The organism is Sulfitobacter brevis, from assembly GCF_900112755.1.
Taxonomy (GTDB): Bacteria; Pseudomonadota; Alphaproteobacteria; order Rhodobacterales; family Rhodobacteraceae; genus Sulfitobacter; species Sulfitobacter brevis.
Window position 1 is genome coordinate 122,911 of sequence record NZ_FOMW01000007.1, and the last position, 25,295, is coordinate 148,205.

Sequence of the window (25,295 nt, forward strand, 5' to 3'; positions counted from 1 at the left end):
AGATGTGTGATGAAAATTCTTGCTGTTGACGATGATCCGATCATTCTCGAACTGCTCACCCAATTTGTGTCCGCTTTGGAAGGGCATACTGTCGTTACGGCAGAGTCTGCGATGGAGGCGCTTGAGCGCCTGAAAGACCCTGCCGTCGGCGAGTTCGACTGCTTCTTGCTGGATATCCAGATGCCTAAAATGGATGGCATCACGCTGGCGGGCCGGATCCGTGAAACCGTACGATATGCGGATACGCCGATTCTGATGCTCACTGCGATGTCTGACAAACGCTATATCGACGCCGCTTTCGCGGCTGGCGCTACCGATTATGTCACCAAACCATTCGATCCGCTGGAGCTAAAAGCGCGGATCAATCTGGTCGATGGACTGGTGAAAGCGCGTCAGGCACGGACCCGCAAAATCTTCGCGACCAAAACATTGAGTCCGCAGGTCACCCCGCTCGAAAAAGGCGTGGAGTTGCATGAGCCGATCTCGATCTTCGATGTGGAGAACGTGATCGATTTCACCGCGATGGAAAACTATGTCCAGCAGCTGAGCCGCGGATCGCTCTTCGGCTCGACCTGCTTTGCCTTTTCGATCCGCGAAGTCGGCCAGTTCCACGGCTCGCTAAGCTCATTTGAATTTTACAGCCTGATCTCGGACGTTGCCGAGGTAATCTCCGACGCCCTTTCCGACCATCAGTATCTGATGGCCTATGCGGGTAACGGCACATTCGTTTGCGTCACCGAAAGCGGCTGGCGTCCGGAAATGACCCGTTTGATGGATGGCATCAATCTGTCGCTGGCCCGCACCGAGCTTTTTGACAACAACGGCGCGAGCCTCAAACCGCGCGTCAGCGCCGGTGAAGCCGTGCGCTTGATCTGGAAATCAGGCCAGTCCATATTGGACGCCCTGGGGCATGCCCATGCCAGCGCCGAAAAGGCCTGCAAGGATTTCGAGAACGCGCAGAATGACTTTTGGTACCTAGGACGATCCGCATGACGATGATGCACAACCCTCCGCTTATGCCCGGGATCGAGGCGATCCAGCATCGCTTCGTGACGCTGCTTGAGGAACGTCAGGGCATCATCGCACAGCACGCATTGAATGCATGGGAAGGCGAGACAGTTGAGCAAGTGAACAGCAACCTTGCTTCCGCACAGGCCACCTTGCACCAGATTGCAGGCAGTGCCGGTTCTTTAGGCTTTGGCGAGCTTGGGACTTGCGCGCGCAACTGTGAGATTGAGATTATTGCCCACCTTGATGGGCCCGATGCCGATTTGGCAATCTGTCCTGGCGAGCTGATGCACCATCTAGATTTGTTCATTTCCGATTGCCGAACCCTGATCGATACCTATGACATGCCGGTTGCACAGCCGGGCATGGCCACGGCGGTGTAGTCGCCTGGGCGGCCACCCTGCCCGGCACAAATTTTGAACGCGAAATTTTCAGCCCTGCCGTTGCTATTGCTTCTGGCGGGGCATTTTCGTTTTCAGGGGCTGGCCCTGACATGGTGGCCAAGCCTGCGTGGTGGATTTGGCGATACAAAAAAGCTGTAGACCGAGTAACGGCTACAGCGAATTTTACATTTGCTTTGCGTTTAGGATCGGCAGGAGCAGCTGGCCCTACATCGAGGACTTTATGCTGTCGGCCAGCGACATCGGATCGAACGGCTTGCTGATCACATCAACCGCCCCGATTGACAAAAGCTCTTCGATTTCAGCGTGCTGGGCACGTGCTGTCATGAAAATTGCCGGGGTCTCTTTGAGACCGTCAAGCTGGCGGATCTCTTCGAGCGTCTGCCGGCCGGTCATGCCTGGCATCATCATATCCAGCAGGATAACGTCGGGCTTGAACCCCACCACAGTGGCAAGTGCTTCTTCGCCCGAGCTGCACTGGAGTACATCGAATTCACCGGACAACTCGAGCGCCATCTTAGCAATTTCGCGAATGTCCGCGTCATCTTCAACGTGCAATAATCTGATCATGATATCCTTCTCAGCCCGAAACACGACGCTGGGCTGCATGATTACCTTTTTCACGGTCATCTTTATCCGAAGGAAGTACGAAATGGAAAGAACTTCCTGACCCGGGATGGCTTTCAAAGCCTATCGATCCGCCGAGGCTCTCGACAATCGCTTTACAAATGCTCAACCCAAGCCCCGTTCCGCCTTTGCCACTTCGGTCCGAATTTGAAAGATCGGCAAAACGTTTGAACACTTTATGCTGATCCTCAGCCGGAATGCCGGCTCCTTCATCACGCACTGTAAGTGTCATGCCGCGAGGACCTTCAACACAACTTACGTGAATAATACCATTTGGGCGGGAAAATTTCGACGCATTCGAGATAAGATTAGTGAGAACCTGAATTATACGATTGGGATCGGTATAAATCACTTCACTACCTTGAACCCCGTCGAATAGAACCCGCTGACCGAAGTTCTTTGTCGTCACAGCACTGGCTGCAATCGCTTCTTTCACAAGCTCATCTAAATCTACATCACACATGGTAAACTCCATGCGACCCGTTGTGATTTTTTCGAGATCGAGAATATCGTTAATAATAAGAACCAATCGGTCCGCATTACGATGGGATATTTCCAATAGGCTTTTCGCTTTTGATGGCACGTCACCCGCGGCACCTGACAGCAGCAAACCCATCGATCCTTTGATTGACGTCAACGGTGACCGCAATTCGTGGCTTACCATCGAAATGAAGTCGGCCTTCAGCTGTTCTTGTGCCAGGCGATCCGAAATGTCGTTGAGCAAAATTAGGAAACGGCCACTGCTGCGTTTATTGCGCAGCAATTTAATGGTCACGTCAAAGTGCGAGCCCAGAACTGACATCTCGTGATGTGCAATTAACTCGCCAGTGCGGTGCAACGCGGCGCAAGCGTCCAGAATCGGGCCTGTTTCCTGCTCGACCGCCAGATCGACCAGTGATTTCTCGCTATACTCGTTCTCGCTCCAACCAAATCGCGCCATCGCTGTGCGGTTCATGTAGCGGAAGTGCAATGTTTTTTCATCGACGATCCAGACGTCATCGCGCAATTCATGCAAAGTCAGGGCCGTATCCCGCTCAGCCAGTAGTTTTTTGTGCTGCGTTACATCGGTGCGCGCGGAAATAGATCCACACCAGTTACCCTTCTCATCCATCAGCGGCAGAACTGTGGTTTGGGTATAGAAAATAGTACCATCAGCACGGCGTAACGGCGTTTCACCTTGCCAGGAGCGCCCCTGCTTGATCTCGCCAAGAATGCTGTTGGTGAAATCATGGTCATCAGGGTCGTACAGATGCGACACTGGTTGGCCGATCAATTCCTCGCGCGAAAAGCCCGTGAGTTTCAATAAGTGATCGTTGACCTCCGTCAAAATGCTGTTCTGATCAACGACATTTACGATTGCATGCAGGTCGAGCACGGCCAATCTTTGCAGAAGCGTTCTCTCAGCGTTTCTCGCACTCCGGCGCACTGATTTTTGAACCAATAGAATAGGCACAACGCTGGCAAGCGCGATGGCCCCGAACGCGGGTAATGCGCTTGTGCTACCTAATAGCGCGGTCGTGACACTGTGCCAGCCACCGGCAAGCACCGCGCCGAGAGCCAAACCACCCACTGTCGTTTTAAAATGTTCTAACTGCGACACAATAATCGCCTCGCTAATGATATCGGTTGAGGGGAGCCAGCCAGTCTTCGTTGCTGGTCCACTAATCAATTACGTACATTTCAAATCAAGTTGGCAAAAATGGGGCAAAAAAGAAATATCGCTGTTTTTAAACATGCTGCGCTCCCTTCAGTCGGTCAAGATGCCTGCTCCCGCCAAGTCGTTATTGTCTCGACAATATTCGACAAGTCAGTTTTTGATTTAACAATATTTTTTAGAATGCGATCGTCATGCTTTCGGTCCGCGTCGGCCGAAAGGCTGAACATTCTAGCTTGAGGTTGGGCTATCTCGATCTCATCCAAAAGCTCCGACGCGTCACCATCCGGTAACATCCAGTCCAGAATTATGATATCGATCGTCTCTTTCCCGATGATTTCTCGCGCCTTCGCGACGCTCGCAACATTTGTGACCTGCGCGAAATGCTCCAATCCCGTCCGCACCACTTCGGCGAAATCGGGGTCATCCTCAAGATGCAGAACCTTCAACTTCCGGCTATCGATCTGCTCGACAGGACCATTGTGAGCGGCGTCTGCTTCCTCTTCGGTCATGGTGACGGGCACCGTAAACCAGAAGATAGTCAGCCCGTCAGGATTGCTCTCGAAGCCCATCTTGCCGCCATGGCGCAACACGATTTGCTTAGAGATATTCAGCCCCAGACCTGTGCCGCCTTTTGCGCGCGTGTCCGACGAATCGGCTTGAGAGAAGGCTTTGAATATCTGTGCCTTGAAGCTCTCGGGCACCCCTGGTCCGACGTTTTGCACGTAGAACACCGCGAGGTCGCCAACTTGCTCCACTTTCACGAGAACTTCGGTATTATCCCACGAGTATTTGCACGCATTTGAAATTAAGTTGGCCATGACCTGCATCATACGCCCTCGATCTGCGTGAATCGTTAACCGCAGATTGGGCAGGTCGCAGCGCAATGTCGTTTTATGTTTAAGTGCAAAAGGCGACATCTCCCTGATCGAGGCTTCGACGATTTCTCGAACTCTAATATCTTCATTATTATAGGAAATACTCCCCGAAGATATCTTTTCTAGATCAAGAATATCATTCACGATCAAAGTAAGCCGGTCAACATTGCTGGTCGCGATCTCAAGCAAGCGCATGCCGGCGGGCGCCAGTTCATCCTTCACGGAGGCTGTGAGCAATCCAAGCGCACCTTTGATTGAGGTAAGCGGTGTGCGCAACTCGTGGCTGACTGTTGAAACAAACTCGCTCTTCATCTGATCCAGATGTTTTTGGTCGGTGATGTCGTTGATCTGCGTGATGAAAAAATTGCCTTTGGCATTTCTGTCATAGGCCCAAGACGTGTTGAAAAGCCCCCACCTCTCGCTGCCGTTTAAATGCTTGATGCGATGCTCGCCCCGATACGGGTCAGTCGAGCCTTCCGCCATCAGCGCGCTAACTGCCGAGTAAATCTGTTTCAAGTCTTCAGCTGGCACAAGATCTTGCAAACGGAAGCCCGATAGCAATTGTTCCTGTGTCCGACCGCATAGGGCCCCCAGCGCCTCGTTGACGCCAATAAATTCGCCCCGCTCGTTGGTCATTGCCATGCCAACCGGGGCTTCGGACAAGACCAAGCGGAAACGCGCCTCACTGGTTTCCAGCGCGTTGCGAGCATGGTGCACGTCGGTCACGTCTGTTTGCGTGCCAACCATCCGCAAGGCACGACCGTCGCTGTCGCGCTTAATGACCACGGCGTCAGATTTCATCCAACGCCAGCGGTCATCTCCAAAACTCATTCGGTACTCCGAAATCGAGCGGTCGTTGCTGCCTTCAATGCAAGCTTTGTCTGAGGCAAGCAAAGATGGCAAATCTTCTGGATGGACCCGAGCTAGAAACAGCTGCTGGGTATCTAGAACGGCAGCGGCTTCGTCTATCCCCATGATTTGACACCATGTTTCAGACACGATTGACCTGCCGGTAATCAAATCGACCTCGAAGATGCCAATCTCGGCCCCGTCGAGCGCCATGTCAAACCGGCGCTTGGTCTCCTGCATCTCGCCAACAGCTTTGGTTTCGGCTGTAATATCGCGGGCAATCACAGTGGTACGGCTGACGTCGTTCAAAGTTGTCCAGCCATTACTTTGAATGTCGAGCTGCAAATGGGCACCGTCACGGGTGCGCCCTGTCGCGTTGTGACGCGCCACGCCCTCTTCAAGATCGACATTGGTGACGAAGGCCTCGAACAACTGGCCCAGCATTTCTTGATCACTGTCATAGCCAAAACAGGCGACGGCCGCCTGATTGGCCGAAATCACCCGGTTGTCGGCATCAAGAATGAACACAGGCGTGACCGCATTTTCCATGATCGATCTGTTTTCGTCTTCACGCGCGCTGACTTGGCGGCTGCGCAGTGCAGCGACCTCCGTCAGCGCATCGCTGCGCAAACGCATATTCCTAAGCAGGTAAGCCAACATCGCGGTCAATAACAAACCGCCCACAAGGATCAGGTAGGCTGAGCTGTCCTTGAAAACGACATCGAAATCTGTGGTGCTGGAAAACTGGATTGTCCATGTCCGGCCATAGAGTTGCATCGTGTGGAGGTCAGCAAAGCGGCCCAAGGCCTCGCCCGGCTGGCTGCTGTCGTAGATCAGTTTTTCCGGCGCCAACTCTGCCCCATCATAGACGCTGAGGTGATAAAAACGCCCCTCATCCGCAGAGAGATTGCTCAACAGGTTCACGCCGATAAACGGCGCATAAACCCAGCCCCTAAACGGGCCGCGTTCGGCAGCGCCAGCGGGCGCGTCAAAAACCGGACGCAGCAACAAAAAGCCAGGCTGCTTTGTTGCGTCCTGTACCAGCAGAATGCGTGGAGTAAGCCGCGCCTCTCCAGTCTCGCGCGACTCCGTCGCCGCCCATTTCCGCCCCTCTTCAAAGGAGATATCGAGCCCGAATGCCTCTTTATTGATGCCGCGAGGATAGATGTATTTTATGACAAACCGCTCTGGCCCGTCCGTATCTGGAAACACGTTGAAACGCTGCCCGCCATTGAGCTCGACCTCACGCATCAATTGTTCTTCTTCGCCTCGCTGGATCGGCACGATAAAGCCGACACCATTAATGCCTGGCAGGTTTCGCTGAACGTCCAGCGTTTGAACGTAGCGTTCAAAGTCGGGCGCGGTTACTTCATCTGAGGCATTGATAAGAGCAGCGGCACCGTTCAAGGTCTGCATGTACAAGGACATCCGGGCGGAAAGGTCTTGAGCCCCGGTCGAAGCAATCTTCAGGAACTGCCGTTCAGCGGCACTATCTGCGGCCTTTTTCGCACCAAATGAGAGCCCCAGCGTCACGGCTAGAGCGATGCAAATAAGAAGAATTTCTAGACGCCTAAACAAGGCAATACTTTCCTACTCGCGCTTCCCCCCGCCCCACAAAAAATGGACGACATTTTGAGCAGCGCACCACACTAAACACTCCTTCCACCTATATGTAGAAGCAGCTAGTCCAACAACCGTTATTTGGCCGAAGTGTTTATATCCGGCAAAGATTACACCACAATTTCCCTTATTTTTGCATCATAAAGTGCACAAACACAGTGCTTGGGGCCGAGCTGGACCTGAACATAATAATGCAGTCCATGACGTATCATCAGGGGCTGCAAGATTGTGTCGTAACCAGGGCTTCGCGTTTATTGACGCAACATAACTTTGCCTGCCCACGCCGGTGTCAGTGCCGCTTGGATCGCAGACGAAACATCCTCCAACGCAAACAAGCCGCCGTCCTCCAGCACCAACAGCCCCGATGCGACCAAGGTCACCAATTCCGTGATCAGACGCGTGCGTTGTTTGGCAGGCATTTGCTGACTGACCCGCGACCTCCAGAAGCCTTTGACCGTGATGTGTTTCATAATCAATACGCCCGAGTTAAACGGCATCGGCGCACCGGTCGCGGTACCAAACACCACAAGTTCACGGTCAACGCCCAACAACTCAACCAGACTTGCGCTGATGTCGCCACCAACGGAATCAATCGCCGAAAACGCGCCAGCATCACCGATCAACGCGCGCGCTTTCTGCTTCCAGTCGGCGTCCGACGTCGGCAGGACATTATCGATGCCAAGGGCTGTCAACTCGGTCACCGCTTCATCGCGCCGCACAAGGTTTAGCAAGTTGATGCCGCGCACCTTGGCCAAAGTTGCCATGACCTTACCAACCGCGCCGTTTGAGGCAGTTTGAATGATCCAATCGCCTTTTTGCGCCTTCAACGTTTCAAGCAACGAAAGCGCGCTGAACGGCATGGCAATCAACTGGGCACCAGCCGTATCAGAGACAATCTCAGGCAAGGGTAAAACGCCATTCGCGGAAGCCGTGAAAAAAATTCGGCCCACGCACCGTGAACCCCCGTGACGGCAACGCGCTTGCCGACCATTGCCGCATCGACGCCCTCGGCCACAGCCTCAACCGTGCCCACAGCCTCGGACCCGCCGATCCCGTCCGGCAATTCAGGCTCGAGTGGTCTCTGCCAGCGCCTGCTCAAGCGGCGTCTGGCTGCGGGACAGTTTGGAAAGAAATGCAGCGCCTAGCCATTTGGCATAGAGCATCTGCGCCGTCACCAACGTGTCGGGGAATTTGCGGACAGTTCCATCAGCGCTGCCCTGCTCCAAAAGCGTGGCGATGCGGTCGACCAACTGGGTGAAGCCAGCGTTCAGCGTCTCGCGCATGCTATCGGACAAATCCGCCACCTCGGACCCGAGCTTGACCACCAAGCGCTGATTGGCGATTCCTTCGGAGCTAGCTTGTGCCAGTCAAGCCGCCTAGACCGCATCCAGCTTTTCTGCAGCGATGCTATCAGTGTCAATTAGTGCTTCAAAACGCGCGAGTTAGTGATCAATATAATCTTGCCAAAGCGCTTGGCCAAATGTCTCTTTTGCTGAGAAATAACAGTAAAACGAGCCCTTTGGCACTCCACACTCGCTTGGAACCCTAACAAGGCCGACTGGACCGAAACCGTGTGTGGCGAACAGTGGCTGCCCTGCGGTGAGTATCCGGTGTCGCGCCTGATCTGATTTTGTCTGCTCTGTCATGGTCAACGATCCAGCCAATAACAGACCGGTTGTCTGCTGGACGTTCACCAAGACGTGACAACAGATGCTGCACCCAGCCTGAAACAAAACGGCAGAGCGCTAAACGCTCTGCCGTGAAATCGCAAGTCAATCGGGTTGGCTTAGTTCACCATCCGGAAGTAAGAGGCGCGATAAGCATTTTCCATGCCGTGGTTGCGGCAGTACCCCATCTCCATGTTGCTGGTTCCATCGATCCGGCCCTTGGAGACGAATGACACACCTTGGATGCCGTTCGCACCCGCTGCAAAGGTGATATCTTTTAGCGCAAGGATCTGACCGTTGAAGGCTTCCAGCGACGAGGCTGCACTAAAGCCGCCGAGTGTCATCAGCGTGGCCCCACCGCCCGGCGCACAGTTGTCGTTTCTGCCGATCTGCATGTGAGACGTGCTCAGGGATTTGATTCCAGTGTTTGTCGTCGCGATTACGACATCCTCCAAGATCACCCCGTTCGCAAATGTTATTTCGCAGTTCGAGACAAAGACGAACGAGCTGTAGGTTCCTGCCTTCAGCGTTTGCTTACCACCGCCCGCACAGCGCAAGTAATTCACAGCATTTTTTTCGAAGTGATAAGGAGTCAAACCGCTCCCTGTAATCTTTTTACCGGTGTCATCAACCGGGTTCGCAAGCGCCACATCGTAAGGCGATCCTGCATAAATGTAGGGCGGCAGATGTTCAGGCTCGGCGGTCCAAAAGCTGTCAATGATGGATGGCAACTGGTTAAGCAGCCGCAGGCGATAGGCGCCCGCACGCAGCGCTGATTGCAAGCCCTCGTTTTTTTCAAAGCCCGAATTTGGCATGTCCAGATTGTCGAGGTCAGGCATCGACACCACGGTCCCCGGCTCGAAATAGTTGTTCTGGTTCATGCTCACGTATTGGTTGGAATGAATGCAAAACCCTTCGGAGAACGAGTTGTTTGACTGAATATCCACAACCCCGTCCGCGACAAAGCCTTCGCTGAAACAAGGCGGGTAATATGTCGAGTAGACTGACTCTGCGCCAATGTTCAACTTTGGCTGGCCCAAGATATGCATCATCAGATTGCGCGACGCATTGCCACGATCCTCGGTCATCTCGGCACGAACCCGCACGGCAGTTTTCGAGTTCACATCCGAAGTGAAAACCCAATTGGTTGCATCCCACGTGCCAAACGTCACGTCGGCATCGTTTAGCGCCACTGTGCCGAACCGTTCGCTCGGCAGCATCTGGACGATGGTTTCTAGCGCCTTTTGCCGGGACGCCGCAGGCTCTTCCTTTTCTCTCGTGTAAAGCGCGGCATGGGCGGCGGTATCTGCTGCCACCTGCAGCTGCGTCCGTTCCGAGATCGCTTTGTTATAGTCAACCGCAAGGCCGCCCAGCATGATCGAGACCAGAAGAAAAGACAGGGCAAGCAGTGTCGCGGTCCCGTCTTCATCTTCAATAAAGCTGGTGGATTTTGATAGATTAGGGGAGAGGTCTGACTGTTTCATACTAGAACTCGATTATATGTTGGGCATTGACCGCAATCGTAATGCTGTCAAACGCGCTGGTCATAAGGTTGAGGGGCATCAAATCGGTTGCCGGAACGCTCAGATTTGTGGTTACAAACCCACCCGTCGTTTCCGTGACAATGGTCATGCCCGCTTGAAGGTAGGCCAGATTGTTACTGATATAGGTCTGCACTTCCTCGGCACTGGTAAGCCGCCCGAGTGAGTAGGCACGATTGCCGTCTTGCATGACCCGCAAAATCTGGGACTCGTTGAAGAACACGATGGATATGTTCGTAACGAATGTCAGCAGGATCGCAAAGATCGGGAACCAGATGACAGACTCGATCGTGTAGCTGCCGTCTTCATCGCCCCAAAACCGGTGAAAACGGCATACGGGCTTTGCACTGTGACGCCGGTGTTTCATCGTATCTATGCCTTCTATTTCAATTTCTTGGTTATGATTATGTAATCTAAATGAGGTGTAAATATGGTGAGCCCCGATCTGATACTTGGCTCCTAAAATCCCGATGCAAAAATCCGGAATAGCTATCCCGCCTTAAACAAGGACGAAAAAGTTTATATGTATCAATGCGTTAGAATTAAAAATACATCATAGTTTAATCTTAATCGGCGATGCACTCGGCAAATCGCCAATCTTTGCCCAAGCTTTGCCACATTCCACCCACAATTTGGCAACTCACAATCCCACCGACCGGTGTGAGAATCGTCTGCCCCCATTTGATGTGAAAATCGGCGACAGCAAATCCTGCTCTATCGGCACGCCAGCCCCTCCATGTTCCCGTCAATTGTATATCTCTTTCCTTGGCCGCGACGTCCGCAGAGCAGCGCTTTGGGCGGCCCGGCCTCCACCCTGATCAAGCTCATGCGGCAACAAACGCGCTAAACCGTTCCAAACTGACCGCTCCAACGAACCCCGGGCGAGGGAACCCATCGCTAGGCCGCCGCGTTAGGCTGGAGTAGTTTTCTGGAGTTATAAAATGGTTTTGTCAGTCGCGATTATCGGGTCGGGGCCTACGGGCGTCTACACCCTCGCCCATCTGATCCGGCAGAAAAGCCCATTGGAGGTATCGCTGTTTGAGAAAGCGGAAACAGCCGGCATGGGCATGCCATTTTCGCCCGAAGCCAGCAGCCGCACTATGCTTGCCAACATCGCCAGCATCGAAATTCCGCCGATCAAAACGACCTACCTGGAATGGCTCCGCGCAGTGCCTCAAGGCAAATTGACCAGTTATGGCGTCGATCCAGAACGCCTGACCGAGCGTAGTTTCACCCCGCGCTTGTTGCTCGGAGAGTATTTCCGCGATCAGTTTTTGGAAATCATCGAAGACGGCCGCGCGGCGGGCCACGTCATCAACATCCACGAAAACACCGAAGTGCTCGATATTGGCGAATGGGGGCAGAAGTTCAAACTCAGCACCGCAGCAGGACCACTTGCAGAGACATTTGACCACGTTGTCTTGGCGACGGGCCATAGCTTCCCAGAGGATGACGCCGCCACCGGATCATATTTTCCCAATCCGTGGAGCGGACTTATCAGCACGGATATAGCCGCAGGGGATATCGGAGTGATGGGTACCTCGCTCAGCGGCATTGATGCCGCGATGGCTGTCGCCACGCAACACGGTACCTTCAAACCCGATGCCGACGATGGCCTGACCTTCGAAACCAATTCCACTGATCTGCGTATCACCATGGTATCGCGCAACGGGTTGCTGCCCGAAGCCGACTTCTACTGCCCGATCCCCTACGAAGACCTTCAGATTATGACCGAACAGACGCTTACCGAAGCGTGCCAGTCACCAAAGCCGCTAGACAACATTTTCGGGCTGTTCCGTGCAGAACTGGCCGCAGCAGACCCGGCCTACGCCCGCAAGATTGATCTTGAAAACCTGTCAGCTGATGATTTCGCGGACGCCTATTTCGCTGCTCGTGCCGAAGTGGACCCGTTTCGCTGGGCCCGCAAAAATCTTGCCGAAGTCGAGCGAAACAAAGCGGAAAACCGTACTGTGCACTGGCGCTACGCAATTTTGCGCATGCATGAGCAGGTCGAAGAAGCCGTTTCGGAATTTTCCGACGGCGATCGTGCGCGGTTTGATGCGGGGCTCAAGCGGGTTTTCATCGACAATTACGCTGCGGTGCCGCCAGAATCTATTCGCCGCCTGCTGGCGCTACGTGACGCAGGAGTGCTGCACGTCGCCGCTCTTGGTGATGATTACGAGCTAGACGCGGAAGCCCCGCAGCCAACGATCACCACAGGCGATCAAAAGCTTGTCTTTGACGTATTTATCGACGCGCGGGGGCAAAAGCCGATGGTCACCGCCGACCTGCCCTTCGCCAGTTTACGGCACCGGCTGTTGGAAGCCGATCAAGAGGTGCCCGACATCGCAGACGACTATACCTTGATTGCCCCGCCCGCGATTGCAGGCCGCGTATCTTTCGCAGCAATCCCCTACCTGATGCACGATAAACCTTTTGTGCAGGGTATCACAGCCTGTGCCGAGTTGGGCGAAGCCATTGCGCGGGGCGTCGGTAAAAAAAGCCGAGAAGCAGGCATCAGACGACGCCGCCGACTGGCGTGAACGCGCCCTCACTTCCCCTGACAAACCGCAAATTTTTGTAATCATCTACCGAATCGGAGTGCGAATATCATGGCAAAACAACCCTCAAAATCCGGCAAATCATCCCAAGAGATCCCACAGGGCTCCGGCGGCGAAACACAGCAGCGGGGTGGACCTGCACTGACCACTAACCACGGGGTGCCTATTTCCGACAACCAGAATACTTTGAAGGCCGGCGAACGGGGCCCTGCCCTACTTGAAGACTTCGTTCTGCGCGAAAAGATTTTTCATTTTGATCACGAGCGGATCCCCGAGCGGATCGTGCATGCACGCGGCACCGGGGCGCACGGCTACTTCGAATGTACCAAGGCGATCCCGGAACTCACCAAAGCCTCGCTATTTCAAAAAAAGGGCGCGAAAGTCCCTGTGTTTACGCGCTTCTCCACAGTGGCCGGATCGAAAGGGTCAAAGGATACCCCCCGCGATGTGCGTGGTTTCGCGGTAAAGTTCTATACTGATGAGGGCAACTGGGATCTGGTCGGCAACAACATTCCCGTCTTCTTCATCCAAGACGCGATGAAATTTCCCGACCTCGTGCACGCCGTGAAACCAGAAGCCGACCGCGGCTTCCCGCAAGCAGCGACCGCACATGACACCTTCTGGGACTTCGTTTCCCTGATGCCTGAAAGCATGCATATGATCATGTGGGCGATGTCAGACCGGACCCTGCCGCGCAGCTTGCGCATGATGGAGGGGTTTGGCGTTCACACGTTCCACTTGGTTAATGAAGCTGGCGACGCGAAAATGGTGAAGTTCCACTGGAAGCCAAAATTTGGCGTCCAATCGACAACATGGGACGAGGCAGTCAAAATCTCTGGCGCCGATCCCGATTACCATCGCCGCGATTTGTTCGAAGCGATACAAGCGGGCGACTACCCTGAATGGGAACTTGGCATTCAAGTCTTTGATGAGGCTTGGGCCGACAAGCAACCCTATGACGTGCTAGATGCCACCAAGCTGATCCCTGAAGAGGAAATTCCTGTTCAAATTATTGGCCGGATGGTGCTTGACCGCTATCCAGATAACTTCTTTGCCGAAACCGAACAGGCCGCCTTCCTGCCCTCCAACATCGTACCGGGAATTGAGTTTTCCAACGACCCGCTTCTGCAGGGTCGGCTGTTTTCCTACCTCGACACCCAAAAATCGCGGCTCGGTACGACCAACTTTCACCAGATTCCGATAAACGCGCCCAAATGCCCGATGCACAACTTCCAACGCGACGGGATGATGCAGACCCAAGTCCACAAGGGGCGGGCAAATTACGAGCCAAACAGTCTGGATGAAGCCAATGAGGACGCAGGCCCGCGTGCGACGGACGCTGGATTCAGGTCGATTTTGGATAAGCAGAATGTTGGCGACGGAAAGCGCCGCGTGCGGGCAGAAAGTTTTGCCGATCACTTCAGTCAAGCGCGACAGTTCTTTAAGTCGCAAACCGAAGTTGAGCAAAACCACATGGTCGCGGCCTTGGTGTTCGAACTTTCCAAGGTACAGCTTAACCACGTGCGGAAAAGGGTACTGGCCCAGTTGCGCAATGTTGATGAGGATCTGGCAAAGCGCGCAGCAGATGGCCTTGGCATCGACCTCCCCGATGCAATCGCAGCAGCCAAGAAACCTGTGGAGCTCGCTGCTTCCGACGCGCTTTCGATCCTCAAGCACAAGGCCCCTGTCGCGGGCCGTATGCTCGGGTTGTTAGTCGCGGACGGATCAGATGCAGATGTGGTTAACGCCGTGATGGAGCAGGCCAAAGCTCAGGGCGTGATGGTCAAAGTAGTCGCGCCAAAGGTGGGCGGCGCAAAGCTAGAGGGCGGCAAGCTGCTGCCTGCCGATGAGAAGATAGACGGCGCGCCTTCGGTGATGTTTGACGCCGTGGCGATCGTCCTGTCGGAAAGTGGCGCACGCGAACTGGCGGGTGAGAAAGCCGCACTCGACTTCGTGTCCGACGCCTTTGCGCATTGTAAGGCCATCGGACACACCGCCGACGCGAAGCCCTTGCTCGACAAGGTTGGGGTTAAGCCGGACGACTTTTTCTTTGACCTTTCCAGCGACGCTAAAGCTCTTCTAGCCAAAGTTTCGACGCGTCACTGGAGCCGCGAAGACAAAGTGAAACTGGACGTCTAAAACCACGAAGGGCCTGATTTATAATCAGGCCCTTTTGGTTATCCGTGGTGGAATTCTAGCGAGAATTGCACACGCGTTACGCGACAGGGGCCCGCAAACGGCCCCGGATGGAGGACGTAAGTTCGCCCATGCTAAACGGCTTACCGATCAACAGCGTTTCGTCTGATAAAAACTCCAGCTGGTCACGCGTGTAGCCGGAGACGACTATGTAGGGCGTTTGATTGCGGTCGAGGTATTCCATCACCGGTCGGGCGCTATCGCCGTTCAGGTTTGCATCCACAACCGCGCCATCGTAATCTTGGTTCTGCAGAAAATCCAATGCCTCGGGTATCGTCCGTGCACACCCTGCAACCTCGCATCCCGCGTCAGCGACAGCTTGCTCAATATCCAACGCGATTAAAACCTCATCTTCGATGATGATAATGCGATTGCCCAAGTTCTTTCACCTCCGGAAGTAATCGTTACGCCAATGCGCTCACTTTATTTCTGACCCCGTCGAGCGGGGCAGTCAGATTCCACCGTACCCCCGTGGGGTCATAGTCCAACTCAACACTGCCGCCAACGGAATTCGCCGCCATTCGCTCGATCACGATCCGACCAAATCCACGACGTTCGGGCGGGCTGACTGCGGGGCCGTTCATCTCACGCCAGTCAATAGAAAATTCCTGGTCGTCCTGTTGCAAGTTCCATTGCACCAAAACCGTCCCGTCCGCAACCGAAAGTGCACCATATTTCAGTGCATTGGTTGCCAGTTCATGCAGCGCCATGCCAATCCCCTCCGCCGCCGCAGGCGAGATGATAATTTCGGGCCCGTCGACCTGAACGCGGTTGTCCCGCACTTCCTCACTCAAATGATTCATTTGCGACAGTACAAGTTCACGCACCCCGACCCCGTCCCAGTTCCGTTTTACAATCAGATCTTGCGAGGCAGACAGGCCCCGCAACCGCTCGCTAAAGCGTTCGACGAAATCCACAGGCTGCGAGTTGCGTGCCGTTTGGCGGGCCATCGACAGCACCACCGTCAGCAGATTTTTCGAGCGGTGATTCACTTCGCGCATCAACATGCGCACATGGTGTTCATACCGCTGACGTTCAGAAAGATCATAGAAATTACAGACAACGCCTAGTCGCCCATCCGGCATAGTGATCCGCTCAATCCGCCAATCGTAGGATTCAATTTCACTAGTGTCCTGCCGAATCTTGGTGGAGGACGGCGCCTGATAGGGCTCCCCCGTTGCGAGCGTATGGCGAAACAATCCGATGGCCTCGGTGGCGAACGGCTCGGCCCAAACCGTGCGCAGGGCTGCCTCGAAATCATGCCCAATCAGTGGGTCTACATTTTCAAACACGCTGCGAGCGCCATCGCTGACATGGGCGAGGCGAAAGTCCTCATCAACGGTGTAAATCCCAAAGGGTGACTTTGCGACGAGATTTTGGAACGTATCATGTGAGGTTTTGAGCGCCTCAACCATCTTCTTTCGTGCAGTGATATCAATGCCGGAAGGGATCAAATTAACAATTTTGCCATCCAAATCCTTTAGCGGCGCGACCTGAAAATCAATCCAGACGAGCCTTCCGTCTGCAATTCGCACCTGTTCGTCATAGCGGATGAGCTCGCCTTTCAGCGCATCCTTACACGCCTGTATCAGGCGTTCCTGAACATCGGGTGCGTGGTTCCACCAATAGGTATCCCAGAATTTCTTGCCGATCACATCGGAGTTCACAAGATTGGCCGCCTCCAAAGGAGCGCGGTTGGCCTCCAGCAGCGTACCGTCTGGCCCGAGGATACCGACAAAGGCAAAGAGGTTATCCAAAACGTTGCGCAGTCGCTGTTCCGCAGCCCGTTCGTCCGTGACATCGCGGTGCACATTGGAAATGCCGATAATCTCGCCTGTGATGGAGCGGATCGGCGCAGCCGTCACCGCAATCGTGCGCTTGTCACCATATTTGGTCTGTCGCACCACATCAAAGCTGCGCAATTCGCGGGTAATGATGTCGGCGATATAGTCAGAGACCTTCGCAGGCCAGTTTGGCGGATAAAGGATTTCGATGCTCTCACCGATCACTTCATCGCGTTCATAGCCATAAAGCTTATAGGCGGCCGCGTTCCAACTGATGATCTTGCCATCGAGATCAAAAGCGATAACCGCGTCCGGCATGGTCGCGACGATGGCCGCTAAGTTTTCGACATTCTGCTCGGCATGGCTGGCTTCAACACTTGCTTCTACGCGCGATGTTACGTTGCGATGCGCGATCAGTGCATACTTCTGGTCGCTTAATCCAAATGGTCTGGCGATAATCTCGAACCAGCGCTTTTCAGTTGGCGAATGGCAGGGATATTCAGTGCTAAATTCCTCGCCACCGGAGAGAACGCCGCCGATGCCCGTGCCAACCCGCCGCGCCAACTCGTCTCCGGCGTCCGAGCTTTGACGGCAAACATCGAGGTAATTGACGCCTACATATTCATCAGCGGTGTCCCCCTCGTTTGCCGCCGCGAACTTTCGCCACGTATCATTTACCCATAAAATCGTGCCGTCTGCTGCGATGATGGCGGCCCCGTCTTTCATCGCATCAATAAGCGATTGCAGCTCTGGGTGTTGGGGAACAGAATTTTGCATCATTACTCAGGGCTCGCTCGTCGGGCATTCAGGATCGGTCAGGCGCGCGGGTATCGCCGCAATGCTGAGGTGCATTACGCTATAGGGCAAGGCTCAATCAACCGAAACCATGTGAAAATGGATGCGTTATGTTAAAAAGCTGCTCGCATTCCCACAAAGCGCGAGCAATTTCTCGACCTATGTCGATGAGAATTCGGGAGCGCTGGTGCCCATCAGATCGTTCACTGCGAAACTACATATCCCGTCGGGTTAAGCCCGATTGCCTGACACTCCCTGAAGTTGCGAGCGCCCGCGAGATCAACTCCGCAGGTTTGCCGCAATATCCTGAAGAGCTGCGATAATGCGTGTCGTGGGATAGGGCTTCGGGAAAAACAGCGTCCCTTCGGGCATCTGGGCTTTGTCAACATCAACAATGCCCGAGGCGATGATAATCGCCAGCGACGGCCAGCGCTCCCGCACAAGGCCCGCCAATTTGATCCCATTCATTGAGCCCGGCATGTCTACGTCGGTAAACAAGACGCCGATGTCATCCTGCGCTTCGAGTATTTTGAGCGCGGCATCCGCCGACCCCGCATCATAAGTTCGAAAGCCGGCATCTTCGATTGTGTCTACCGCCTCCAGCCGGATCAAAGGCTCGTCTTCGACCACAAGTACGGCGGGCAATGCGGATTTATCTGACGTCATAACATAAACTCGATCTCGTTTTGCAGCAATCTAGGTTGGCAATCTCATCCAGTCAAACCCGCCAGTGGTGCCTTGAGATCAAAGGACAAACCGTCCGGTTCGTATCGAAGTTCCGCGGTGCCCGAAAAATACCCTGCAAGTGCCTGTTCAATCATCCGACTGCCAAATCCGCGCCGCTCGGGCTTTTGCACCTTCGGGCCGTCGCTCTCGATCCATGAGAAGATAAACATCTCTCCTTCAGCGGTGTTTTCGACCTTCCAATTCACGTCGACCTGCCCGATCTCGCCCAGCCATGCCCCGTATTTGATCGCATTTGTTGCCAGTTCGTGCAGCGCCATCGTCAGTGCCAGCGCTTGTTTAGAACCGATAGGCAAGTCCGGCCCGCCGATGGTGGTACGCCCCTCACCGTTCGAATGCGGCGCCAGCGCGGCCAGCACGACCTCAAGGATATGGGTATTGGTCCAGGTTGATTGCACAAGCCGGTCATGGGCTTGCGACATCATGCTGATGCGCGATTCAATCGACGCCTTGGCATCGACCAAACTCTCGGCCTGCCGAAGAGTTTGAGAGACCATTGCATGCACCATGGCGAGCGAGTTCTTCACCCTGTGATTCATCTCTGCCAGCATCAATTGGCGCTGTTCTTCGGCGATCTTGATCTCGTGGATGTCAGTGCAACTGCCGTACCAGCGTTGAATCTCACCATTTGCGCCGAGCACAGCCTGCGCGCGCCCCAGAACCCAGCGATATTCCCCGCTGCGATGCCGTAGCCGATATTCAATCTCGTAGGGCTCCCCCGTGGCGAGACTATGGTTCCAGCGATCCCAGGCACGCGCCTGATCATCCGCATGAAAAACCCCATTCCACTCCTCACCGTTGGTTGATCCTTCAGGCACTCCGGTGAACTCATACCAGCGATGATTAAAGTAATCATGAAGACCGTCGGGCGTTGTGGACCAGATCATCTGATCCACAAAATCGGCAATGGCATGAAACTTTGCTTCACTCTCATGGAGTTGTTTTTCACGCAGCCTCAACTGCTCCATCTGGGTGCGCGATTGGTGTTGCCGCCCTCGCGCCGTCAAGGCAGAGCGCACCGAGCGTATCAGTTCTTCAGCATGCAGCGGGCGCGATAACAGCACCGCGTTTTGTAGCGCATTCAAGCGGTTGGACGCCTGATCGGAACGGTTCGTGATTGCGCCGTTGGCAAGCACAATGAAGGGCACATCCGACCATGTCGCCTGCTCCCCAACGGCGATTTGTAACGCCCCTCCCCCGCCAGCTAACGCTTCTTCGGTTACCAAAACAGCACCTATACCGTCGGTAATGATTGCGGCCAGTCCATCAAGCGACGCGACCACCACAGTCTCGATGGCTTCGCGGGCCAGCAACTGTTTGACCACGGCGGCATCGCGCCCACGCGGCGCAAGGACGGCAAGAGAAGCGGCTAAGTTTTGAACGTCGTAGCGTTGGGAAAGGCTCTGAACCACGATTTCGTTCACTTCTGCGGCGACCCATCATCATCCAGCGGCCTAAGCTGGCCGTGGTTGCGGTTATACACCGGAGAGCCGGAAAGAATGCCGCTAAAGTTGCGGAGCGGCTGGCCCACGACGATGCCACTTGCGTCAATCTTAAACTCGCGAATGGTTCGCTCGTGGTCCGACGTCCGCGTTTTGATAACCGCAATTGATTTGCGAACTTCACCGTCGGTTTCAAAGAACCGCAGCATCATCACCGTATCGGCCAGATAGCTGATATCGACATCTGACCGTAGCTCGCCCGTCACCCCGTGCTGGCCGAGTGTCATCAGCGACAAAACCCCCTGCTGCGCAAGGTAGCTGAGCAATTCGTGCATCTGCAGCACAAGGAAATTGTCGCTCGGCATGGCGTGCAGGTAGGCATTGAGGCTGTCGATTACGACAACGCCCACGTCATCTACTTCAACACTGTGACGCACGGCGGCAGCAAACTCACCGGGCGAGAGTTCCGCAGGATCAATCTGGCGCAATTCCAAAGCGCCGGAATCGATAAAGGGCTGCAAGTCCATGTCGAGCGCTTTTGAGCGGATCATCAGAGTGGAAAGCCGTTCATCAAACAGAAAATACGCCGCCTTTTGCCCACGCCGGAGGGCGGCGATCATGCTGCGCACGGCAACGGTGGTTTTGCCAACCCCTGCCGGGCCGCTCAACAATGTGTTGGTGCCGGGAAAGAGACCATCGCCAAGGATCGCGTCCAGTTCAGTCAATCCCGTGGTGACCGGCTCGGCGGAAAAATTGCGATGGTGATGGGCTGCGATCAACCGCGGATAGACACAAATACCGCCGCGTTCGATTGTAAAATCATGGTAGCCGCCGTGATACTTCAGCCCGCGCATTTTAGTCACCCGCAGGCGACGGCGCTCGGATCCGAAATCATTGGCGAGTTGTTCCAGCGAGGTAACCCCGTGCGCTATGGAATGCAGTTGCAGATCACCCGGCTCGGCGGAGCGGTCATCCAGCATAAGTACCGTGCAGTTTCGGCGTGCGAAAAAGTGTTTCAGTGCAAGTATTTGCCGACGATACCGCAGCGGATTCTGTGACAGAAGCCGCAGCTCTGACAGGCTGTCCAGCACAACGCGGGTGGGGTTGGTCTTCTCGACCAGCTCGATGACACTGCGCACAGTTTCACCCAGTTCAACCTCACTTGGGTGCAGGAGAGATTGCTCGTGCTCGGGGCCAAACTCATCTTCCGAAAGCATTTCGAACAACTCAATGTCGTCCAGCGTCCAGCCGTGCGACCGCGCCACGCCTTGCAGTTCCATCACCGTCTCTGACAGAGTGATATAGAGACCTTTTTCACCGGCCTCCCGTCCCTCCATAAGAAACCTCAGAGACAGAGTGGTTTTCCCCGATCCGGGCGTGCCTTCGACAAGATACAACCGGTGCGGCGTCAGCCCGCCGACCAGAACATCATCCAGCCCTTTGGTTCCTGTTAATACTCTGGGCTCTGGCTTGATCGCCGTTTCGAGTTGCATACTAGCTATCCTGCGCAGCAACCCCATGCTGCGACACAGGGCCTAGTGACAATTTTCACGCCAGCTTATCCCGAGCAGTGATCGCTCTGCAATCTGGCACAATGTATCCGGAAACGTTTTTACAGCTCTAGATCAAAAAGGTTACTTAGATCGCAAGAGCATAATGTCGAGGTTTCGCCCAATCACGAACGGAACAAGCGCTGCTTGAACGCCGATTATGCCAATCGCGCAACAGAGGCATAAGCTAAGCAGGCGCAGAGATCCCTCTCCGCGCCTGCTCTTTTTAAAATTTGAAGCGCTGAAAGCACCGGCCCCTATTCAGACCTTGTGCCACTCACGATCGCCATTGTGGTCCTTCACCCGCGTTGGCAGGCCGATCTTATCGAGCAGCGTGAACAAGGGCTTCGGGTCAAGCTCTTCAACGTTCAACATTGTGCCCAAGTCATAGGTGCCATCCGCAACCAGCATCGCCATCGCCACGGGGGGCACGCCTGCAGTGTAGGAAATCCCCTGACTGCCTACTTCGTTATAGGCGTCTTTGTGATCGGCGACATTGTAGACAAAAACCTCAACGTCCTTGCCATCTTTGGTGCCTTTCACCAGATCGCCGATGCAGGTCTTGCCGGTGTAATTCGGCGCCAGCGTCGAGGGATCAGGGAGCACGGCTTTCACCAGTTTCAACGGCACAACCTCAAGGCCTTCGGCGGTCAAAACCGGCTGTTCGGACAACAGACCCAGATTTTGCAGCACAGTGAAGACGTTGATATAGTGCTCGCCAAAGCCCATCCAGAAGCGCACGTCGGCCTGCGGGTAGTTCGCGGCCAGCGAATGCACCTCGTCGTGACCCGACATATAGGCGGTTTGTTTGCCGACGACAGGCAGGTCCCACTCGCGACGCTTTTCGAACATCTTGTTTTCTTGCCACGCGCCGTCCTGCCAACTGTAGACAGTGCCGGTAAACTCGCGAAAGTTGATCTCTGGGTCAAAGTTGGTGGAGAAATACTTACCGTGATCGCCTGCGTTAATATCGACGATGTCGATCGATTTGACATCATCCATAAACGTATCAACGGCATAGCGGGCAAATGCGTTGACCATGCCCGGATCAAACCCCGCACCAAGGATTGCCGTCACCCCGGCCTGCGCACAATCGGCACGGCGCTTCCATTCGTAGTTGCCATACCACGGCGGCGTTTCGCAGATTTTGGCGGGGTCTTCGTGAATTGCGGTGTCGATATAGGCGGCGCCTGTGCGGATACAGGCCTCCAACACCGACATGTTCACAAAGGGCGAGCCCACGTTGATCACGATCCGGGTGCCCAACGTGTTGATCAGCGCCTCGACTGCATCACTGTCCATCGCGTCCACGGCGTGGGCCGCAAAAACGCCGTCCTGTTTCATCGCGGATTTTTCGTGCACGCTTTCGATGATCGCTTCACACTTTGCGACCGTGCGGCTTGCAATATGCAAGTCACCCAGCACATCATTGTTTTGCGCGCATTTATGCGCCACGACCTGCGCGACGCCACCGGCACCGATGATTAGAACATTGCGTTTCATGTATTCAAAAGACCTCGTATAGTTGTTGAGATTAAGACAGGGCGGCTTTGAAATCGTCATAGCCAAAGTCGCGGACCAGGCGGACGGTTCCATCCAGTTCACGGATCGCGATGCCGGGCATCTTCACACCGTTGAACCAGTTTTTCTTGACCATCGTATAACCGGCAGCGTCCTGAAATGAAATCCGGTCGCCCGCCGTCAGCGGCGCGTCAAACCGGAATTCACCGAATATATCGCCCGCAAGGCAGGATTTGCCGCAGATCATCCATTCATGTGCGCCGGTGTCGGGGCTGATCTTTGCGGGCTCTCGGTAGATCAGTAGATCAAGCATATGCGCCTCGATCGAGCTGTCGACAATGGCTAGGTTCTTGCCGTTGTGCAGCGTATCCAGCACCGTAACCTCCAGCGTCGCCGCCCCTGTGATCGTGGCCTCCCCCGGCTCCAGATAGACTTGCACGCCGAAGTCTTCGGCAAAGCGCTTCAGCCGTCCGGCAAGCTTATCGAGCGGATAATCGGGACCGGTAAAGTGAATGCCACCCCCGAGACTCACCCATGCCATCTTATGCAGGGTTGCGCCGAAACGATCCTCAATCAGGGTTAACATCTCGTCAAAGCGGTTGAAGTTATCGTTCTCGCAGTTGTTGTGGAACATCAGCCCGCTAATCCGGTCCGCCACTGCCGCGATCTGGGCCGGTTCATGTTCGCCCAAGCGGCTGAACGGGCGCGCCGGATCGGCCAGATCAAACTCCGAGGTTGAAACACCAGGGTTGACCCGCAACCCCCGCACATGGTCCTGCGCAACACTCTCGAACCTGTCGAGCTGGCCGATCGAATTGAAAATGATCTTGTCGCTATTGGCGAGCACCTCGGCAATTTCATCTTCCGCATAAGCCACTGAATAGGCGTGGGTTTCACCACCGAATTTCTCATACCCCAGCTTGACTTCGTAGAGCGATGAAGATGTGGAACCATCCATATATTCGGCCATAAGATCAAAAACCGACCACGTCGCAAAGCATTTCAGCGCCAGCAATGATTTCGCCCCCGAGGCATTCCGGAGCCATGCGATCTTTTCGAGATTTCGCAGCAGGCGCGCTTTGTCGATGAGGTAATAGGGGGTTTGCATGGCAAATTCCTCGTGCTGTGGAGCGATTCAATCGCGGGGTACCGCTTAGAATAAGCGCTCTGATAAGGCAAACCTCGACTGTGCCGTTCGGTGATCGGGATGCGAAAAAGTCGGCGCTGGAATAGTCCGCTTACAGGTTGCAAACGCCCCGAGCTCAGATCCGTTCCGGCGCGATCCCCCATCGCCGCAATGCATCAGGGTTTGATTTGCTGGCGCAGCGTGCCGATAGGCTGATCGCGGAGGGCGTTTGGGAAAAGCGCGGCGCGGGTGCCGCTTGTACGACACCATCCACCGTTTGAAACAGACCACGCGCCTGATTGACCGGATCAGCCTGCGCCTCCTGCGGACTTAAGACCGGCGTGACGCAACCATCACTCTGGGCGAACAGGGCCGCCCAGTGCTGCCGTGTTTCTGCTGCAAAAATCCCGCCAAGCGTCGCGGTGCAATAGGGGTCATCAGCGATATCGCTTTTGATAAACCGCGCATCCTCTAACAGCCCGAGCTTTTCCAGCAGCACGCGGCGAAAGGCCGGTTCAATCGCCCCGACCGCGACATAAGCGCCATCCGCGCAAACATAGGTGCGGTAGTAATGCCGCCCGCCATCCAACACGTTTTGCCCCGCAGGTGCGCTATGCGCCCCCATCGCAGCCAATGCGGTTAAGAGAGTATAGAGGCTGGCAGACCCGTCGACGATATTTGCATCCACCACCTGTCCCTGCCCCGTCGTTCGGGCGTGCAGCACAGCAGATAACATACCGATCACGCCAAACAACGCACCGCTGGCCATATCTCCCACAAGCGGCGGGATTGCCACGGGCGGCACCCCGTCGCGGCCAAAAAGCGACAAGGCACCTGACAGGGCGATATAGTTCAGATCATGCCCCGCCTGCCGCGCCATCTCCCCTTCCTGCCCCCATCCGGTCACACGGACGTAAGCCAATGAAGGGCGATGCTCTAGACAGTCTTCCGGTCCAACCCCCAAAGCTTCCATCGCGCCTGGCCGATAGCCTTCGATCAGGGCATCCGCCTGCCCGATCAAGTCAAACATAACCTCGCGCCCAGCGGCGGATTTAAGGTTTAGCTCAACCAGAGGGCGCGAACGGTAGAAGACCGAAGCCGCATCCATCGACGCGAAATCCAAAGTCGGGTCAATCGCCGGATAGCCACCGGGCCGGTCAATGCGGATAATGTCGGCGCCCATATCAGCTAGCACCATCGCGGCATAGGGCACCGGCCCGATGCCCGTCATCTCAACGATGCGCATCCCGCTGAGCGGACCTTGCCGCTCAGCCATGTTCGACCACACGCGCCATTATAGCGACGCTAACACACCTATTCATACGACCTGT

Annotated in this window: 21 protein-coding genes; 4 read left to right on the forward strand and 17 right to left on the reverse strand. The window is 55.0% G+C overall.

What is annotated here, in order from left to right; genetic code table 11:
- Nucleotides 1–9 precede the first annotated feature (9 nt).
- Together BM174_RS11160 and BM174_RS11165 are read left to right on the forward strand one after the other, a co-directional pair.
- Nucleotides 10–993, forward strand: coding sequence for a response regulator (locus BM174_RS11160; protein ID WP_093923944.1), 984 nt, complete (start codon nt 10–12; stop codon nt 991–993).
- Nucleotides 990–1,391: an Hpt domain-containing protein gene (locus BM174_RS11165; RefSeq protein WP_245766332.1), complete on the forward strand. Its 402-nt coding sequence runs from the start codon at nt 990–992 to the stop codon at nt 1,389–1,391. Before BM174_RS11160 ends, BM174_RS11165 begins: the two co-directional genes overlap by 4 nt.
- 225 nt (nt 1,392–1,616) lie before the next feature.
- Here BM174_RS11165 and BM174_RS11170 read toward each other — a convergent pair whose 3' ends face one another.
- The 9 genes from BM174_RS11170 to BM174_RS11200 all read right to left on the reverse strand — a co-directional run bounded on the left by BM174_RS11170 (nt 1,617) and on the right by BM174_RS11200 (nt 10,612).
- On the reverse strand, nt 1,617–1,979 hold the full coding sequence (locus BM174_RS11170; RefSeq protein WP_093924041.1) for a response regulator: 363 nt from the start codon (nt 1,977–1,979) through the stop codon (nt 1,617–1,619).
- Nucleotides 1,980–1,989: 10 nt separating this feature from the next.
- A complete protein-coding gene (locus tag BM174_RS11175) occupies nt 1,990–3,636 on the reverse strand; it encodes a sensor histidine kinase (RefSeq protein WP_093923945.1) in 1,647 nt (548 codons plus the stop codon).
- Between the two features lie 155 nt (nt 3,637–3,791).
- Complete coding sequence (locus tag BM174_RS11180; RefSeq protein WP_245766333.1) at nt 3,792–6,833, reverse strand: CHASE domain-containing protein; 3,042 nt, start codon at nt 6,831–6,833, stop codon at nt 3,792–3,794.
- Nucleotides 6,834–7,288: 455 nt separating this feature from the next.
- Nucleotides 7,289–7,942, reverse strand: coding sequence for a zinc-binding dehydrogenase (locus BM174_RS11185; RefSeq protein WP_245766334.1), 654 nt, complete (start codon nt 7,940–7,942; stop codon nt 7,289–7,291).
- Complete coding sequence (locus BM174_RS21735; protein WP_425442361.1) at nt 7,903–8,070, reverse strand: hypothetical protein; 168 nt, start codon at nt 8,068–8,070, stop codon at nt 7,903–7,905. Before BM174_RS21735 ends, BM174_RS11185 begins: the two co-directional genes overlap by 40 nt.
- Nucleotides 8,071–8,101: 31 nt before the next feature.
- Nucleotides 8,102–8,362: a TetR family transcriptional regulator C-terminal domain-containing protein gene (locus BM174_RS21375; protein WP_245766342.1), complete on the reverse strand. Its 261-nt coding sequence runs from the start codon at nt 8,360–8,362 to the stop codon at nt 8,102–8,104.
- Between the two features lie 117 nt (nt 8,363–8,479).
- Nucleotides 8,480–8,683 (reverse strand): TetR/AcrR family transcriptional regulator, encoded by a 204-nt coding sequence (locus tag BM174_RS21380; RefSeq protein WP_245766335.1) that lies wholly within the window; start codon nt 8,681–8,683, stop codon nt 8,480–8,482.
- Between the two features lie 140 nt (nt 8,684–8,823).
- The gene (locus BM174_RS11195; protein WP_093923947.1) at nt 8,824–10,188 is read right to left on the reverse strand and encodes a Tad domain-containing protein; all 1,365 of its coding nucleotides are present in this window, start codon (nt 10,186–10,188) and stop codon (nt 8,824–8,826) included.
- A gap of 1 nt (nt 10,189) precedes the next feature.
- On the reverse strand, nt 10,190–10,612 hold the full coding sequence (locus BM174_RS11200; protein ID WP_093923948.1) for a TadE/TadG family type IV pilus assembly protein: 423 nt from the start codon (nt 10,610–10,612) through the stop codon (nt 10,190–10,192).
- A 574-nt stretch (nt 10,613–11,186) separates the two neighbouring features.
- Between BM174_RS11200 and BM174_RS11205 the strand changes: the two genes are divergently transcribed.
- Together BM174_RS11205 and BM174_RS11210 are read left to right on the forward strand one after the other, a co-directional pair.
- Nucleotides 11,187–12,788 carry an FAD/NAD(P)-binding protein gene (locus BM174_RS11205; protein ID WP_093923949.1) on the forward strand — a complete coding sequence of 534 codons (1,602 nt, stop codon included), beginning with the start codon at nt 11,187–11,189 and terminating at the stop codon, nt 12,786–12,788.
- Between the two features lie 69 nt (nt 12,789–12,857).
- Nucleotides 12,858–14,945 (forward strand): catalase, encoded by a 2,088-nt coding sequence (locus tag BM174_RS11210; protein ID WP_093923950.1) that lies wholly within the window; start codon nt 12,858–12,860, stop codon nt 14,943–14,945.
- Nucleotides 14,946–15,021: 76 nt separating this feature from the next.
- Here BM174_RS11210 and BM174_RS11215 read toward each other — a convergent pair whose 3' ends face one another.
- From BM174_RS11215 to BM174_RS11250, 8 genes are all read right to left on the reverse strand, one after another.
- Nucleotides 15,022–15,381, reverse strand: coding sequence for a response regulator (locus BM174_RS11215; protein ID WP_093923951.1), 360 nt, complete (start codon nt 15,379–15,381; stop codon nt 15,022–15,024).
- Nucleotides 15,382–15,406: 25 nt separating this feature from the next.
- Nucleotides 15,407–17,566, reverse strand: a complete 2,160-nt coding sequence (locus BM174_RS11220) for a PAS domain-containing sensor histidine kinase (protein WP_093923952.1) — start codon at nt 17,564–17,566, stop codon at nt 15,407–15,409.
- A gap of 294 nt (nt 17,567–17,860) precedes the next feature.
- On the reverse strand, nt 17,861–18,247 hold the full coding sequence (locus BM174_RS11225) for a response regulator (RefSeq protein WP_093923953.1): 387 nt from the start codon (nt 18,245–18,247) through the stop codon (nt 17,861–17,863).
- 44 nt (nt 18,248–18,291) lie between these two features.
- A complete protein-coding gene (locus BM174_RS11230) occupies nt 18,292–19,749 on the reverse strand; it encodes a sensor histidine kinase (RefSeq protein WP_245766336.1) in 1,458 nt (485 codons plus the stop codon).
- Entirely contained in the window at nt 19,746–21,260 is a 1,515-nt protein-coding gene (locus tag BM174_RS11235; RefSeq protein ID WP_093923954.1) for an ATPase domain-containing protein, read from the reverse strand. Before BM174_RS11235 ends, BM174_RS11230 begins: the two co-directional genes overlap by 4 nt.
- A gap of 318 nt (nt 21,261–21,578) precedes the next feature.
- Nucleotides 21,579–22,820 (reverse strand): saccharopine dehydrogenase family protein, encoded by a 1,242-nt coding sequence (locus BM174_RS11240; protein ID WP_093923955.1) that lies wholly within the window; start codon nt 22,818–22,820, stop codon nt 21,579–21,581.
- Nucleotides 22,821–22,851: 31 nt separating this feature from the next.
- Complete coding sequence (gene nspC, locus BM174_RS11245) at nt 22,852–23,946, reverse strand: carboxynorspermidine decarboxylase (RefSeq protein ID WP_093923956.1); 1,095 nt, start codon at nt 23,944–23,946, stop codon at nt 22,852–22,854.
- Nucleotides 23,947–24,100: 154 nt separating this feature from the next.
- Nucleotides 24,101–25,240 carry a CaiB/BaiF CoA transferase family protein gene (locus tag BM174_RS11250; RefSeq protein ID WP_093923957.1) on the reverse strand — a complete coding sequence of 380 codons (1,140 nt, stop codon included), beginning with the start codon at nt 25,238–25,240 and terminating at the stop codon, nt 24,101–24,103.
- Nucleotides 25,241–25,295 lie beyond the last annotated feature (55 nt).

Coding starts and splice junctions, on each gene's coding strand:
- BM174_RS11170 (WP_093924041.1), bottom strand. CDS start 1,979: ATGATCAGATTATTGCACGTTGAAGATGACGCGGACATTCGCGAAATT.
- BM174_RS11210 (WP_093923950.1), top strand. CDS start 12,858: ATGGCAAAACAACCCTCAAAATCCGGCAAATCATCCCAAGAGATCCCA.
- BM174_RS11160 (WP_093923944.1), top strand. CDS start 10: ATGAAAATTCTTGCTGTTGACGATGATCCGATCATTCTCGAACTGCTC.
- nspC (WP_093923956.1), bottom strand. CDS start 23,946: ATGCAAACCCCCTATTACCTCATCGACAAAGCGCGCCTGCTGCGAAAT.
- BM174_RS11240 (WP_093923955.1), bottom strand. CDS start 22,820: ATGAAACGCAATGTTCTAATCATCGGTGCCGGTGGCGTCGCGCAGGTC.
- BM174_RS11225 (WP_093923953.1), bottom strand. CDS start 18,247: ATGACGTCAGATAAATCCGCATTGCCCGCCGTACTTGTGGTCGAAGAC.
- BM174_RS11180 (WP_245766333.1), bottom strand. CDS start 6,833: ATGCAGACCTTGAACGGTGCCGCTGCTCTTATCAATGCCTCAGATGAA.
- BM174_RS11200 (WP_093923948.1), bottom strand. CDS start 10,612: ATGAAACACCGGCGTCACAGTGCAAAGCCCGTATGCCGTTTTCACCGG.
- BM174_RS11220 (WP_093923952.1), bottom strand. CDS start 17,566: ATGATGCAAAATTCTGTTCCCCAACACCCAGAGCTGCAATCGCTTATT.
- BM174_RS11165 (WP_245766332.1), top strand. CDS start 990: ATGACGATGATGCACAACCCTCCGCTTATGCCCGGGATCGAGGCGATC.
- BM174_RS11195 (WP_093923947.1), bottom strand. CDS start 10,188: ATGAAACAGTCAGACCTCTCCCCTAATCTATCAAAATCCACCAGCTTT.
- BM174_RS21380 (WP_245766335.1), bottom strand. CDS start 8,683: ATGACAGAGCAGACAAAATCAGATCAGGCGCGACACCGGATACTCACC.
- BM174_RS11235 (WP_093923954.1), bottom strand. CDS start 21,260: ATGCAACTCGAAACGGCGATCAAGCCAGAGCCCAGAGTATTAACAGGA.
- BM174_RS11250 (WP_093923957.1), bottom strand. CDS start 25,240: ATGGCTGAGCGGCAAGGTCCGCTCAGCGGGATGCGCATCGTTGAGATG.
- BM174_RS11205 (WP_093923949.1), top strand. CDS start 11,187: ATGGTTTTGTCAGTCGCGATTATCGGGTCGGGGCCTACGGGCGTCTAC.